Below are 15,954 nucleotides of genomic sequence, written 5' to 3' on the forward strand. Positions count from 1 at the left end.
AACATGCCTCACAACATCCGAATCGCCGTCTCTCATGCGAATGGCTCCCGACATTTTGTGCTTTCCCCTTCACTCAAGAAAGTGTTGCTCTCGCTGCTAGCGACCTTAATTATCGGCATCTTTGCCAGCATCGCGACGATTTATTATCTGAACCATCGCTCGACCACGGCAGAAGTGACGCTCAAAAACATGACAGAACAAAGCTCCGAACTTGTTGGTCAGCTTGAAGACCTGAAACAAAAGCGTCAGCAACTCGAGCAGTTGATAAACAATAAAGAAGAAGAATACGCTCAAATCATCGAAGAAAAAGACAGCCAACTAAGCTATCTGACACAACGTGTTTCGACAGTTGAAGAAGTGTTAGGTCTGGAAAAAGAAGGCGATGAATCTTTGCCTTTGGCGGAACGCTTGGACGTCGCAGCCATCAACTCTGCTGTCCGCGCTACTATGTTGCAATTGATCCCTAGCGGTAAACCGATCGAGAGTTACCGTCGCTCGTCTGGCTATGGCTCACGCACCCATCCAGTAACCGGAAATAAGAAGTTTCACCTTGGCTTGGATTTGACTGCTGATATCGGCACACCAGTATACGCACCTGCTGATGGTGTCGTGGAATACAAGCGACCAAGCCGTAAAAAAGGCTATGGCAACATGCTGAAGATTGACCATGCCTTTGGTTTTATGACCTTGTATGCGCACCTTGATAAGTTCAACGTTGAAACCCGTCAGTTTGTCAAAAAAGGCGACTTGATTGGCTGGTCCGGTAACACAGGATTATCGACAGGTCCGCATCTTCACTATGAAGTACGATTCCTCGGCCGAGCTCTAAACCCTAAACGCTTTATCGCCTGGACACCAGATAACTTCGAATCCCTGTTCGAACAAGAGGATAAAGTGAATTGGGCAAGTTTGGTGAAGATTGTCGAAAGCATGGTTTCTACACAGGTTCAGTTAGCATCAGATGCAGTGGCACAATCTGGCACAGTTACTGCGAAAAGCTTGGATGAACCTGTCGTCACTCTCGCTGCTACCGAGTAGATAAGAACAAGATACAAAAAAGGCGCCAATTCAAATCGGCGCCTTTTTTAGTTGAAGTATCAATAGTAGAGCTGTTAATCCATCTCATCCAACACGGTCAGCACTTCAGATAGCTTGTTCACTCCATACACCTTCATACCCGGAATATCTTTTTTAGGTGCATTGGCCATAGGCACGACAGCACGCTTAAAGCCGTGCTTAAATGCTTCTGACAAACGCTCCTGACCGCTTGGCACAGGGCGAATTTCCCCAGCAAGGCCCACTTCACCGAAGACCACCAAATCACGTGGCAATGGACGGTCACGGAAGCTTGAAATTAGAGCCAAAAGCAAGGCGAGGTCTGCACTGGTTTCAGTAACTTTGACGCCTCCGACTACGTTGACGAACACATCCTGATCCGACATTTGCAGGCCGCCGTGTTTGTGCAAAACAGCCAGCAATAACGCCAATCGGTTTTGCTCAAGACCCACAGCCACACGACGAGGATTAGCCAGTTGGCTGTAATCCACCAACGCCTGAAGTTCTACAAGCAGTGGACGCGTACCTTCCCAAAGCACCATCACTGAACTGCCAGAGGTGGCTTCTTCACCGCGCGAAAGGAAAATTGCAGATGGGTTACTGACTTCGCGAAGTCCCTGCCCTGTCATCGCAAACACGCCCAATTCATTCACCGCACCAAAACGGTTTTTATGACTGCGTAGGGTACGGAAACGACTATCACTGGAGCCATCAAGCAATACCGAACAGTCTATACAGTGTTCAAGCACTTTCGGGCCCGCGAGTGTGCCGTCTTTGGTGACGTGACCAACCATAAAGATCGCTACATTGTGCTGCTTGGCATATCGGGTCAGGGCTGCAGCAGATTCACGAACCTGCGCCACACTACCCGGCGCAGAGGCGATATCGGCACAATGCATCACCTGAATCGAGTCGATAACCATAATTTTTGGCTGCTCAGTGCGGGCAATCGAACAGATAGTTTCGACGTTGGTTTCTGACAGCATCTTGAGGTTGTCTTTCGGTAGGCCTAGTCGCTCAGCGCGCATGGCTACCTGCTGGAGCGACTCTTCACCGGTGACATATAGCGTTGGCATCTGACTAGCCAACCAACACATGGTTTGCAGTAAAAGCGTACTTTTACCGGCACCAGGGTTACCACCAATCAAAATCGCCGCTCCTGGCACAATACCGCCACCTAGCACTCGATCGAGTTCTTTAAAGCCACTGGTAAAACGCGGCACTTCCTGAAGATCGATAGCAGAGAGCGTCTGAACTTTGGCTTCCGTTGCACCTGCATAACCGGCATATTTTTCTGTGCGCGCCACAGTCGGTGAAGCGGCCAAACGTACTTCAGTGATCGTGTTCCAAGCCCCACAAGCGGTGCATTGTCCCTGCCAACGCGGATAGTCCGCTCCGCAGTCATTACACACGTAAGCACGTTTTGTTTTTGCCATGATTGCTCCTGTTACCAATTCTTACATGTATTGCATGCAAGTCTGCGCATAAGTTCACGCCAGAGAAGGGAAAAAAGGTAAGATAAAGGCGCGATTTGCCGATATACCTTGTGTATTAATTATTTCAGGATTCTACCAGACTTTATCGAGATGAAGGACTACGACAAGACGCTGTTCGATCAGCTACTCCCCCTCTACGAGCAAGACGCTTTCGATGCAGTTCTTGCAGAGCTTACACCGAATGATAACGCGTCCGAGCGGCTAATCGCCAAAATGGAAGTGCGACGCCTCATGTCTCCTTGCAGCAAGCCAGTTGACCTTCGCGGCAAGGTAGTTGGTGAGTGCCGCCGCTATTTCCTTCATGATGTAAATCACTGGATGGACGATGTCGCTATTAATCTGTACCACCGTCGAGTCGATATCTATCAGGGAAAAATGACCATTGGGCTTTGGGAGGAGCTCCACAACACACCGAACAGTTACCGTGTTTTGCAACGCGAGGGCGATGCGCGTGCGATGGAATCATTAGATACTGTCGACGCTGTACCTATTCGTTTTGGTCACTATCTGTCGAGAAGCGAAAACCGTATCCAGCTTTCAACCCGCATTCAAGCTTTCCTGCCTGATGGCACGGAAGTCAATGGGTCGACCATCGACATTTCCAATTCCGGTATGCAGGTCAAACTGCCCTCTTCGTTTCGCTATGAAACAGGTTCGACGCTGGTGATTTACTTTCCGCAGTTTGGCGATGAATGCCAGCTTGCAGAGCTTTTCACTGGGCTGAACTATCGGGTGGTAGGCGTTGAGCTCAACCTCAATGGCGACAATTTCCAGCGTTTACGCCTACGTTTGATGAGCAGTACCGATGCCATCAAAGAAGCAATCGAGATAAAATCCCAAACGGATAGTTTGGCTGCAAAAACCGAAAACGAAGACAAGTTCCTTTCTACCCGCTCCCGCGCTTATGAGCAGGTCTTCCTTGAACAAACACCTTCGTTGCCCCTGTTTTTCTGTGGCAACAAACTCAGATACAGTCTGCTCACTGAGCAAAACCGTGAACTTTGGGATTACTGGCATGACGAGCGAAACCAGCCGGTGATAGACAAACTGTTTTCTCCCAAGCGTTTGCAGTACTTGGCACTGGAAGGCTTAACAAACAGCGAAACCCTGGTTTATTGCTTCAATCATCAGCATGGTGAGAAAACCTACTTCTTCTCAGCCTGTCCAACAGAACTTGATGCAGAGCTTCGCCACTTGTTCTGGCATGTGGGTAGCTCACGCTCTTCCTGGCGCGTACTTCGTGTCACTATGGCGAAGATCAGCGAAGAAGATGCGCGACGGTTGCAGGAAGTCTCCCCTGCTTACATCCAGCAAATTGACGATCTGACCCATATTGCGACGATTCAGGACCTTACGCTTTCGCACGTAAACGGAGATTTTCGTATTCCAATCAAGCCAAAGCATTCGGTCAAAAACCTCAATCAGTTTGCCCATCCACGGGACCCTATTTTACCTGTAGAAGCCCTACCATCAGTATTGGCACCGCAGCGCAAAGAGCCGCGTTATCAACACCGAACTAAAACAACGCTGGTGCATCACCTAAGCGGCGAGTTACAAGGACAGACTATCGATTTCTCTACTCAGGGGCTGAATGTAGTGCTGGATGAACCTTTTAGCGGCAGTAAGCAGCAGGAAGTCTCGGTAACTTTCACTGATCTCAAGCGCGTTGACCCTAAAGCGCCACTCGGCAACGTGCCTTATAAGGTGGTTCAAATCAGTGAAGACAGGACTAACATTAGGCTGGCTCTGCTAAAAGACAGATATAGCAAGCACCGTAGTCACTACCTGCAACGCCTGATAGAGCACAATCAACACAAGCTTTTGCTCGACAGCGAAAAGCTTCCTGATGCACCGCTTTTGCACGCCATGCACCAGATGTTACTAACCCGTCTGTCCGCAACCCCTTATTTCATTGTTCGCCGTGGTGAAACGCTTCAGGTGACCGCGATTGGCGCCAATTTCCCGGGTAATGAGCTTAGCCGTCTGCTGCAGAAAAATGCGGGTTCCGGCATGATGTCGCTGCGCTCAGTGATTGGCGAGTATCTGTCAAAATACGCCAGTCCTGTCACCCGCATTCGCAACCGCGAAGCCCAAGTCCGCCATGAGTTTTATATTTCAGCAACAGTCACCGACGGTGCCATTATCGACATAACATCCCGACCACTGGAGAGCTTCAGCTCACCGGAAGAGCGCAAGATGTTTATCTCACAGGCTAGAAAACGCGGTAAGTTCTTTGCTGTCAGAAACTGGCTGCAACCGCTTGATGATGGCATTCAATGGCTGCCTCCAGAAACGCTCGAGTCGCTATTATCTCTATCGACCCAACGCGCCAGACAGTTGGAAATGGAATTCACTGACCTCTGTGCTTACGGTGAGATGAGTGATATTACGGATGAAGTACTAAGGCGCCTAGAAATCGGCGGCTGAGCCCAAAGAAACAATGAAAAAGCAAAAGGGATGTCATTCGACATCCCTTTCTTGTTTGGCTTGCTTAATTTACCAGCTCAGGCGCTGAGGCAGCAAAGAGGCTGACAACACACAGAGTACGCCTCCCAAATCGGCATGACGAACCGCCACCTGCGCCGCCTGCTGCACTTTTGGCTTAGCATGGTAGGCAATACCAAGACCTGCGGCAGACATCATGACCAAATCATTGGCACCATCTCCGACCGCTACTGTATTACCTGGCATAAGCTCATAGCGGTCAGCCAGATCACGGAGAATGTCAGCTTTACGCTGCGCATCCACCACCGAGCCTGCCACTTCACCAGTCAGTTTTCCGTTCTCAATCACCAGTTGGTTTGACTCAGCATAGGCCAGTGACAGGTCTTCTTTCAGCTTGTCCGAAAACCAGGTAAAGCCACCTGACGCTATCGCGACTTTCCAGCCACGCGCCTGCAAGGAGGCCGTCAGTTGCTTCATGCCCGGCATGTAAGGAATGTTATCGCGTACTTGCTCTAGCACAGACACATCCGTGCCTTTCAGCGTTGCAACACGTTGGCGAAGGCTAGCTTCAAAGTCGAGTTCGCCCCGCATGGCACGCTCCGTCACTTCCGCCACTTGCTCACCGACACCTGCCAATTTGGCGATTTCATCAATACACTCAATTTGAATCGCGGTTGAGTCCATGTCAAACAGCGCTAATCCCGGCTCATAAAGGTTAGGGATATTCTCCAGCGCAGCACAATCCAATGCCAATGCATCGCAAAGCTGCACCACTTCCGGAGTCAGCTCACCACGCATCAGCAGGACTTCGTAAAGTCCAACAGTCCAGCCTGTCAGGGGAAATACTGGCTCACCGAGCAGAAAAGAAAGGTCATCCAGAGAACCAGGGCTTATGTGCAAGCCATACAGAATCCATCCTGCCTGACGACTGTCGGAAGGACGAAATTCTCGGATAGAAGGAAAACGGTTGAGCAGCTTAACGTGCTTTTTGATCGGATAGGCTGAAAATGCATCCATTGCATAAATTCCTTTTAGTCAGATGTCCCTACTATATCAAAGAGTGCGGCAGATCACAGCAGGGGGCGTACTTGTCACTTACTTGCTTTTTTCCAATCAGAACAGCAAACTGAATCAGTGAGTGTTCACCCCACTCCATTTGTTGCGGTAACACGTTGGACACCGCCTTAGCTTGGACAGCTTATGCTTCAAATCAATAAAAAACGCCTAAAAAGGCTTTGGCAGTTTATTGTTGTAGTTGCTTGTTTTTCTACAGTAATGATGCTGTTTATGTACAGTAACCAACTGAATAATCGCAATTACAAAATGCTCTACGACCAGACAGAATCTCTGTCCCGCGTTATTCTCCGTCAAGCCGCAGCTTCTTTGAATAAAGCGCTCTCGAATGATGACATGGAAGCCGTGCAGCAGTTAGTCACTAACCTACAGAACGAACCGTTGATCCTTGATGCGGCTGTTTATGATGTAAAAGGGAATTTGGTGGCAAGCTCCTTAGGGGCAATGCCTCTAGAACAACTGACTGGCCTCAATACACCGCTCTCTGTCGCCAGTATTGGCAGGCAACAGCTTGTTGAACCGATCGCAGAAGATGGTCATATATCGGGCTTTGTGCGTATCACGCTTGAACATGGACAGGTGATTAAAGCGGCCTCAAACCGCCTTGAGCAAAGCATCAACTTAGTACGCGCCATGATTCTGGTGGCCATCGCCACAGGTGCCCTGCTGATCTTCACTTTCGCTAACCGCAAGGACTTATTGCGCTCCACGTTTTTGTTGAAGAGTAACGACTAGAAGAACAAAGAGCCGTCCTAGGTCCTAGCGGGAGTTTTCCCCAAAACACAAAAAGGATGGCCTAAGCCATCCTTCTTCATCGTCATCTGTCATTAGAACTTACGCTTCTTCCGCGTCGCCCAGCAGTACAGATTCCAGTGCGATTTCAATCATTTCGTTGAACGTGGTTTGACGCTCGTCAGAAGTGGTTTGCTCGCCAGTCTTGATGTGGTCAGATACAGTACAGATAGTCAGTGCTTTCGCGCCGAATTCTGCTGCTACACCGTAGATACCCGCTGCTTCCATTTCCACACCCAGGATGCCGTACTTCGCCATGGTGTCGAAGAAATCTGGTTCTGGAGAGTAAAACAGGTCAGCAGAGAAGATATTACCTACACGTACATTGATGCCTTTCGCTTTCGCTGCATCAACTGCATTGCGGGTCATCTCGAAATCAGCAATCGCAGCGAAATCGTGACCGTTGAAACGGGTACGGTTGATTTTCGCATCAGTAGACGCGCCAACACCGATGATAACTTCACGCAGTTTTACGTCTTCACGAACTGCACCACAGCTACCCACGCGGATGATTTTCTTCACGCCGAAGTCTTTGATCAGCTCAGTCGCGTAGATTGAGCATGATGGGATACCCATACCATGGCCCATGACAGAGATTTTGCGGCCTTTGTAGGTGCCGGTGAAACCGAACATGTTGCGAACATCACAAACTTGCTTAACATCTTCCAGGAAGGTTTCTGCAATGTATTTTGCGCGCAGCGGGTCGCCTGGCATCAGAACTACATCTGCAAAATCACCCATTTCGGCATTGATATGTGGAGTTGCCATTTTCTATTTCCTTTTGATCAAATTTCGGAGTCAACCGATGCTTATCTGGCCGCAGCTTAGGTAATTTTCCAAACTGCTGCGACCGGAATTTAGTGTGGAATTACAGGAAAGATTTTCCATATTCCATGTCTGATGTGCCGAAGTACCTCGCCAGAGTCTGACCGATGTCTGCGAAAGTGTCGCGACGACCGAGCGAGCCTGCTGGTACATGTTTACCGTAAACCAGAACAGGAATGTGCTCGCGGGTGTGATCCGTGCCTTCCCACGTTGGATCACAGCCGTGGTCAGCGGTCAGGATCAAAACATCATCTTCTTTCAGCATTTCGAGGATTTCAGGCAAACGCTTGTCGAAATACTCCAGTGCTGCAGCATAGCCTGCCACGTTACGACGGTGACCGTAGTGAGAGTCAAAGTCCACGAAGTTGGTGAAGATGATGCTGTTGTCACCTTCTTGGTTCATCGCATCTTTAGTTGCATTGAACAGGGCTTCCAAACCAGTCGCTTTCACTTTCTTGGTGATGCCAACGTGCGCGTAGATATCTGCAATCTTACCGATAGACATAACCTCACCGCCTTTCTCATCAACCAGCTTTTGCAGCACGGTCGCTGAAGGCGGCTCAACAGACAGGTCACGGCGGTTACCGGTACGCTCAAACTGGCCTTTACCCGACCCGATGAACGGACGCGCGATAACACGGCCAATGTTGTAGTCTTCCAGCTCTTCGCGGGCGATCTGGCAAAGTTCCAGTAGACGATCCAGACCGAAGGTTTCTTCATGACACGCGATTTGGAATACCGAGTCCGCAGAGGTGTAGAAAATTGGCAAGCCAGTTTTCATGTGCTCTTCACCCAGATCGTCAAGGATCTGCGTACCTGATGCATGGCAGTTACCCAGATAATCCGGCAAACCTGCACGCGCCAAAATGCGGTCGGTTAGCTCTTTCGGGAAGCTGTTTTCTTTGTCAGTAAAGTAGCCCCAGTCAAACAGTACAGGTACACCGGCAATTTCCCAGTGACCTGAAGGGGTGTCTTTACCAGAAGACAACTCAGCCGCATGGCCGTAAGCACCGATGATTTCCGCGCTTGAGTCCAGACCTTCAGGGAAGTAGCCTGATGATTCTTCACACGCTTTGCCCAAACCCAGTGCATTGAGGTTTGGCAGCGTGAGTGGACCTTGGCGGTCATCATTGTTCGCGTTACCTGCTGCACATGCTTTCGCGATCGAGCCCAGAGTATTCGCGCCCACATCCCCAAACTTGTGAGCATCTTCGGTTGCACCGATCCCGAAGGAATCCAGTACCAAAATAATCGCGCGTTTCATGATCGCCTCCTTAGACGTCTTGTGGGCCAATCTGGCGGTAAACTTCAGGGGTCGCTTCTGGCGCTTCGTCTTCGATGCGCATGGCAGCCTGAAGTGCTGCAGCTGCTTGTTGCCATGCAGCTTCATCCTTGGCATGTACTACCGCCAATGGCGTGGTGCTGTCAGCTTGCATCCCCAGACGGATAACATCGCTAAAGCCCACTGAATAATCGATCGTATCACTTGCAACACGGCGTCCACCGCCAAGGCCAACGACAGCCATGCCAATCGCACGGGTGTCCATCGCTGATACAAAACCAGCGCGGCTTGCAAACACAGGTTTCACCACGTTTGCCGCTGCCAGATACTTACTATAGTTCTCAACGAAATCGAGTGGACCACCCAAACCTGCCACCATTTTGCCGAAGCATTCTGCTGCCTTGCCGTTGTCCAGCACGGTTTGCAGTTTGTTCATGGCTTCATCTTTGTCTTTTGCCAGACCACTGATGGTCAGCATTTCCGCACAAAGTGCCATGGTAACGGCGTAAAGGCGCGGGTTACGGTATTCGCCCGTCAAAAACTGAACCGCCTCTTTCACTTCCAGTGCGTTACCTGCACTAGAAGCCAATACCTGATTCATGTCGGTGAGCAGTGAGCTGGTGAGGGTACCCGCGCCATTAGCAACTGCCACTATCGATTTCGCCAGTTCTTCTGATTTCTCGTAGCTCGGCATAAACGCGCCAGAGCCTACTTTTACATCCATCACCAGCGACTCTAAGCCTGCCGCCAGTTTCTTCGACAGAATAGACGCGGTGATCAGAGAAATATTATCGACGGTCGCTGTCACATCGCGGGTTGCATATACACGCTTATCCGCGGGTGCCAAATCACCGGTTTGGCCGATAATCGCCACACCTGCTTCTTGAGCCACCTTACCGAAGACATCGTTGTTCGGCGTGATGTTATAACCCGGAATCGCTTCCAGTTTGTCCAGCGTACCACCGGTATGACCGAGACCACGGCCTGAAATCATTGGCACGTAACCACCACATGCTGCCACCATAGGGCCAAGCATCAGGGAGGTCACATCACCCACACCGCCAGTACTGTGTTTATCGACGATGGGGCCATCAAAATTCATGTGTGACCAGTCAATCACCATGCCAGAGTCACGCATGGCACAAGTCAGTGCGACACGCTCGTCCATGGCCATGTCATTGAAGTACACTGCCATGGCAAATGCTGCAATCTGTCCTTCAGAAACAGTCTCTTTTGCAATGCCCTGGATAAAGAAATTAATTTCTTCAGAAGTCAGCGCAATGTTGTCGCGCTTCTTCCGAATGATTTCTTGGGGAAGGTACATAATCGACCTCACGTACTGGGTGTCAAAAACAGGGGGAGCCGAAATTGTCAGCTCCCCAACAGAAGTGCTTAGTAGCCGCCTTCTGCCGCTTTTTCGCCTTCACCCAGGGTGTGAAGCAAGTTCGCCAACAGGCTTGATGCACCAAAACGGTAATGCGCATTGTCAGCCCACTCGCCGCCCAGGATACGGTCAGCCATCGCCAAGTATTCCGATGCATCTTCAGCAGTGCGTACACCGCCAGCAGGCTTAAAACCAACCTTGTCTGCAACGCCCATCTCTTTAATCACAGTCAGCATGATTTCTGCTGATTCTGGTGTCGCGTTTACTGGCACTTTACCGGTAGAAGTCTTGATGAAATCTGCGCCCGCTTCGATAGAGATTTCAGATGCACGCTTGATGAGTGCTGCTTCTTTGAGCTCACCGGTTTCGATGATCACTTTCAGCGTCACGTCACCACAGGCTGCTTTACATTGTTTAACCAGCTCAAAACCGGTTTTCTCATCACCCGCGATAAGTGTGCGGTACGGGAACACAACGTCAACTTCGTCGGCACCGTAAGCCACAGCCGCTTTGGTTTCAGCCACTGCGATTTCGATGTCGTCGTTACCGTGTGGGAAGTTAGTCACGGTTGCGATTTTGATTTCAGGTGTGCCTTGCTCGCGAAGTTGCTTTTTCGCCACAGGAATAAAACGTGGGTAGATGCAGATAGCAGCAGTGTTACCTACTGAGGTTCTCGCGCTCTTACACAGTTCGATAACTTTCGCATCTGTGTCGTCGTCGTTCAGGGTGGTCAAATCCATCAGTTTCAGGGCACGAAGAGCTGCTGCTTTTAGATCGCTCATGACTTTCTCCAGTCGTAAATATTCAAAACCAAGTAACAAACTATGCGAGGCTCTGCTCGACATAATCTGATGAGCGGACTTGGCTCCTTGAAGTTTGGCGCGCTGCATGGTCAGCGCCAATCAACATTCCTTGTTGCCGCACACCCTTTGGCATTCTGCCGGGTGTCCACCTGTCTCATCGTGCTGCAATTTTTTACACGTTGGAGCAGGTTTGATGTCTCACCTTTCCGCTGTCTGTGAAACAGTAGTGAAATTAATGAAAGACCACTTCTGAAACTTTGACAGCGTTCACCAATTTTACCAATCTTCCTTTGGTTACACTAGGTGTTACCTGTTTCTGTTGAAAAACACTTTGTTGCCGATAGTGCAAACTTGAGCGGGCATTTTTAGGTGTTACTGGCATCACTATAAGTGGCGAATAAGCATCACTTTGTCTTATTCCTGACGATTGGGCTCCCGAAACTCCGGGCATAAAAAAACCGCCTCACAAGGAGGCGGTTTTAGAATCTCTTTACTTGCTGATTACAGCGTGGCCAGAGTCAGGAAGAAACCAGCGATTGTTGCACTCATCAGGTTAGACAGAGTACCCGCACATACTGCTTTTACACCGAAACGAGCGATATCGTGACGACGGGTTGGCGCGATGCTGCCCAGACCGCCCAGCAGGATTGCGATAGACGACAGGTTAGCAAAGCCACACAGTGCGAACGAAATGATTGCTGCAGTCTTCTCAGACAGGTCACCGATGATTGGAGTGAAGTTCAGGTACGCAACGAATTCGTTAACAACAATCTTCTGACCGATGAATGAACCCGCGATGTCAGCTTCTGCCCATGGAACACCAATCAGGAATGCCAGTGGCGCGAACACTTTACCCAGAATCCACTCTAGCGTCAGGCCTTCGATACCGAACCAACCACCAATGCCAGACAGCATGCCGTTGATCAGCGCAATCAGACCGATGAATGCCAGCAGCATAGCACCGATGTTCAATGCCAGTTGCATACCAGAAGATGCGCCGCCCGCTGCTGCGTCGATAACGTTTGCAGGCTTGTCTTCATCTTCGTCACCGTCTTGACCCAATTGCTCGATTGGCTCGTCAGTTTCTGGCTTGATGATTTTTGCGAACAGCAGACCACCTGGTGCCGCCATGAATGATGCTGCGATCAGGTATTCCAGAGGTACACCCATTGCAGCGTAACCTGCCAGTACACCACCTGCTACAGATGCCAAACCACCACACATAACTGCGAACAGTTCAGACTGGGTCATTTTTGGCACGTAAGGACGAACAACCAGAGGCGCTTCAGTTTGACCAACGAAGATGTTCGCGGTTGCTGACATTGACTCGGCGTGAGAAGTACCCAGCACTTTACGCAGTGCGCCACCCAAGATACGGATAACAAACTGCATGATACCCAGGTAGTACAGCACGCTGATCAGCGCAGAGAAGAATACAACGGTAGGCAGAACCTGGAACGCAAAAATAAAGCCGATACCATCTACAGAGAAATTTACCAGGCTGCCGAACAGGAAGCCGATACCGTCTTTACCGTAGTTGATGACGTTCTGTACAGCATTAGACATGCCATTCAGGATTGCTTGGCCCGCTGGGACAAACAGGATGAAACCACCCAGAATAAACTGGATCGCAAATGCACCACCTACGGTACGCAGGTTGATGGCTTTGCGGTTGTCAGATAGCAGTACTGCGATACCCAGCAGTACAACCATCCCTACAATGCTCATAATCAGGCTCATAAAAGGGTTCCTAAAAAAGTCTTGGCGTCTCGACAAATTGGGAGTGTTATTCCGGCGGCGATTATACGCATTGGTCGGGGAGCAAAGGAATGCACAAGTCACACTTGAAGTGAAAAATTTGGTGAAATTCACTCAAAAAGGTGACGAGGGTCTATTTTTGTGACCTATGCACGACGCAAACGTTTGGGCAAACGATGCCATTCAGACGTTCAATGCAAAACATGCTGTCGAGTTTTGTTTGGTGGCGTGAACAATTTCCCCGACATCGACCTCTTTTAGCGTGGCCAAAGCGTGGGCAATCAGTGGTAATCTCTCCGGTAAATTGGGTTCCCCCTGAAAGCCAAAAATGGGCATATCAGGTGCATCTGTCTCTAAAACCAAAGAAGAAAGTGGCAAGTTTTTCACAGCATTTCGAGTCTTATTCGCGCGTTCGTAAGTTATGGTGCCGCCGATTCCGAGTAAAAAGCCGCGCTTTATGTATTCAAGTCCGATCTGCTCGCTGCCGCTAAAGGCGTGCAAAACGCCTTTCAATGTTGGAAAGCCATTCAGAATTTGCAGTAATTCGTTGTGTGATTTTCGGCTGTGAAGAATCACTGGAAGCTGATATTTCACTGCCAGTTTAAGTTGCTCGTTAAGGAGCCATTTTTGGCGTTCAGGGTTAGCATTCTCTATCGCAAAATCCAGCCCACACTCGCCAACAGCAACCAATCCTTTCGGCGCGTCAGCCAAAAACGCATCTAGCTTTACAATATCTTCGTCTTGATGCGATGCCATCCAAACAGGATGCAATCCAACTGCATACGAGATCTCGGGAAATGTCTCAGCCAATGCTGCCACCCGACCCCAGTTTTCTGTCGCTACAGCAGGTACCACAAGATTGTTTACTCCCGCGGCTACTGAGCGCCTCACCCAATCTTCAGGGTGGTCAGCAAACGGAGGGAAATCAAAATGGCAGTGGGTATCAATCATTGCAGCAAAGACTCTGTGGGCTACGTCTATATAGAGGATACAAAAAAGCCGCCTTCTGGGGCGGCTTTCTTTTACGTCTTGTGATTAGTGCTCACGTGTTGCACGGAAGCTCACATCTGGGTGACGTTCTTGCGTCAGGCTCAGGTTCACCATGGTTGGCGCAATGTAGGTGAGGTTGTCACCGCCATCCAATGCCAGGTTGGTTTGGTTCTTGCGCTGGAAATCATCCAGTTTCTTCGCATCACTACACTCTACCCAGCGCGCTGTCGCAACGTTAACAGGCTCGTAAATCGCTTCCACATTGTATTCAGACTTCAGGCGTGCAACAACCACATCGAACTGAAGTACACCCACCGCACCGACTATCAGGTCATTGGATGTCATTGGGCGGAACACCTGTACCGCACCTTCTTCAGACAGCTGTACGAGACCTTTCAGCAATTGTTTTTGCTTCAGTGGATCACGCAGACGGATACGACGGAACAGTTCAGGCGCAAAGTTTGGAATACCTGAGAACTTGAGATCTTCACCTTGCGTGAAAGTATCACCAATCTGGATAGTACCGTGGTTATGAAGACCAATGATGTCACCAGCAAAAGCTTCTGCTGCGCGGGCACGATCACCCGCCATAAAGGTTACCGCATCAGAAATTGATACCATTTTACCGGTACGCACATGCTTCATCTTCATGCCCTGGCTGTACTTGCCAGAGACAATACGCATGAACGCGATACGGTCACGGTGTTTAGGGTCCATGTTCGCCTGGATTTTGAACACGAAGCCAGAGAACTTCTCTTCGCCCGCTTCAACCGCACGCTCATGAGTTTGACGTGGCAATGGTGCAGGTGCCCACTCAGTCAAACCGTCCAGCATATGATCAACACCAAAGTTACCCAGTGCCGTACCGAAAAAAACAGGTGTCAGTTCGCCGCTCAGGAACAGTTCCTGATCGAACTCATGAGAGGCACCCAATACCAGCTCAAGCTCTTCACGCAGTTGCTCTGCCAGACTTTCACCCACAGCTTCATCCAGCTCTGGATTATCCAGACCTTTGATGATGCGAGAGTCCTGTATGGTATGGCCCTGACCTGTTTGGTACAGAATCGTTTCATCACGGTGGATGTGATAAACACCTTTGAACTCTTTACCACAGCCAATCGGCCAGGATACTGGTGCACACGCAATATTCAGCTCGCTCTCAACTTCATCCATCAACTCCATTGGATCACGGATATCGCGGTCAAGCTTGTTCATGAAAGTCACGATTGGCGTGTCGCGCAGACGTGTAACTTCCATCAACTTACGGGTGCGATCCTCAACACCTTTCGCCGCATCGATAACCATCAAACAAGAGTCAACAGCCGTCAGGGTGCGGTAAGTATCTTCTGAGAAATCTTCGTGTCCCGGGGTATCAAGCAGGTTGACCAGACAATCATTGAACGGGAACTGCATAACAGAAGTGGTGACCGAGATACCACGTTCTTTTTCCATCTCCATCCAGTCAGACTTAGCGTGCTGGTTAGAGCCGCGGCCTTTTACCGTACCGGCAGTCTGGATCGCGCGTCCGAATAACAGCACCTTTTCAGTGATGGTGGTTTTACCGGCATCCGGGTGCGAGATAATCGCAAACGTACGACGCTTGCCGACTTCTTGCTGAAGTGGAGAGTTTGACATGCTTAAGCTTTTCCGGGTTAAACAGCGCGCAGGCATAAAATGGAGCTGCACGCAGTTGTAGATGAATTCAAATCGGCGGGTATTTTGTACGATCTCGGGTTGAGACTCAACGCTAGCCCGAAAAATCCTTAAATAGGAGCGAGAGAAAGAAAATTCTCTTCGGAAAACATACTCATATTTAGCACATCGAAAGTGTCCAATTAATGACACAACAACCAGTGCATAACGTCACTTTTAGAATCTGATCGCACCTAACCGCAACAAATCCTTCATATTAATTCAGACACTTAGCATCAATAAGTATAGTTTTTACAATCAGCGTCACTTTTTTGGCGATATTGTTTGAAGTCAAGTCTTATAACAAATCTATTTGCATAGTAATATATGCGATACTTATGTGTCCTTTTTGACACG

12 protein-coding genes are annotated in these 15,954 nt (G+C 49.6%); 3 read left to right on the plus strand and 9 right to left on the minus strand.

Annotated features, from left to right (window positions below; translation table 11 throughout):
- The first annotated feature begins 3 nt into the window (after positions 1-3).
- On the plus strand, positions 4-1,038 hold the full coding sequence (locus K6Q96_RS13870; RefSeq protein ID WP_251876484.1) for a M23 family metallopeptidase: 1,035 nt from the start codon (positions 4-6) through the stop codon (positions 1,036-1,038).
- Between the two features lie 74 nt (positions 1,039-1,112).
- Here the strand turns inward: K6Q96_RS13870 and radA are convergent, their stop codons facing one another.
- Positions 1,113-2,492, minus strand: coding sequence for a DNA repair protein RadA (gene radA / locus K6Q96_RS13875; RefSeq protein WP_062660509.1), 1,380 nt, complete (start codon positions 2,490-2,492; stop codon positions 1,113-1,115).
- A gap of 150 nt (positions 2,493-2,642) precedes the next feature.
- Between radA and K6Q96_RS13880 the strand changes: the two genes are divergently transcribed.
- Complete coding sequence (locus tag K6Q96_RS13880) at positions 2,643-4,979, plus strand: PilZ domain-containing protein (RefSeq protein ID WP_251876485.1); 2,337 nt, start codon at positions 2,643-2,645, stop codon at positions 4,977-4,979.
- A 69-nt stretch (positions 4,980-5,048) separates the two neighbouring features.
- On the opposite strand, the gene serB is transcribed toward K6Q96_RS13880, so the two are convergent.
- On the minus strand, positions 5,049-6,014 hold the full coding sequence (serB, locus tag K6Q96_RS13885; RefSeq protein ID WP_251876486.1) for a phosphoserine phosphatase: 966 nt from the start codon (positions 6,012-6,014) through the stop codon (positions 5,049-5,051).
- Between the two features lie 183 nt (positions 6,015-6,197).
- Here serB and K6Q96_RS13890 point away from each other — a divergent pair, with 183 nt between their 5' ends.
- Positions 6,198-6,806, plus strand: a complete 609-nt coding sequence (locus K6Q96_RS13890) for a YtjB family periplasmic protein (RefSeq protein ID WP_251876487.1) — start codon at positions 6,198-6,200, stop codon at positions 6,804-6,806.
- 99 nt (positions 6,807-6,905) lie between these two features.
- Here K6Q96_RS13890 and deoD read toward each other — a convergent pair whose 3' ends face one another.
- From deoD to prfC, 7 genes are all read right to left on the minus strand, one after another.
- Positions 6,906-7,631 carry a purine-nucleoside phosphorylase gene (deoD, locus tag K6Q96_RS13895; protein ID WP_002538934.1) on the minus strand — a complete coding sequence of 242 codons (726 nt, stop codon included), beginning with the start codon at positions 7,629-7,631 and terminating at the stop codon, positions 6,906-6,908.
- Between the two features lie 100 nt (positions 7,632-7,731).
- Complete coding sequence (locus K6Q96_RS13900) at positions 7,732-8,952, minus strand: phosphopentomutase (RefSeq protein WP_251876488.1); 1,221 nt, start codon at positions 8,950-8,952, stop codon at positions 7,732-7,734.
- 10 nt (positions 8,953-8,962) lie between these two features.
- Positions 8,963-10,294 carry a thymidine phosphorylase gene (gene deoA, locus K6Q96_RS13905; protein ID WP_251876489.1) on the minus strand — a complete coding sequence of 444 codons (1,332 nt, stop codon included), beginning with the start codon at positions 10,292-10,294 and terminating at the stop codon, positions 8,963-8,965.
- A gap of 68 nt (positions 10,295-10,362) precedes the next feature.
- Entirely contained in the window at positions 10,363-11,136 is a 774-nt protein-coding gene (deoC, locus tag K6Q96_RS13910; RefSeq protein ID WP_251876490.1) for a deoxyribose-phosphate aldolase, read from the minus strand.
- A 522-nt stretch (positions 11,137-11,658) separates the two neighbouring features.
- On the minus strand, positions 11,659-12,897 hold the full coding sequence (locus K6Q96_RS13915; RefSeq protein ID WP_251876491.1) for a NupC/NupG family nucleoside CNT transporter: 1,239 nt from the start codon (positions 12,895-12,897) through the stop codon (positions 11,659-11,661).
- A 201-nt stretch (positions 12,898-13,098) separates the two neighbouring features.
- Entirely contained in the window at positions 13,099-13,866 is a 768-nt protein-coding gene (locus K6Q96_RS13920) for a TatD family hydrolase (RefSeq protein ID WP_251876492.1), read from the minus strand.
- 84 nt (positions 13,867-13,950) lie between these two features.
- Positions 13,951-15,540, minus strand: a complete 1,590-nt coding sequence (prfC, locus tag K6Q96_RS13925; protein ID WP_002538944.1) for a peptide chain release factor 3 — start codon at positions 15,538-15,540, stop codon at positions 13,951-13,953.
- Between the last annotated feature and the right edge of the window lie 414 nt (positions 15,541-15,954).

Source organism: Grimontia kaedaensis, assembly GCF_023746615.1.
GTDB classification, from domain to species: domain Bacteria; phylum Pseudomonadota; class Gammaproteobacteria; order Enterobacterales; family Vibrionaceae; genus Enterovibrio; species Enterovibrio kaedaensis.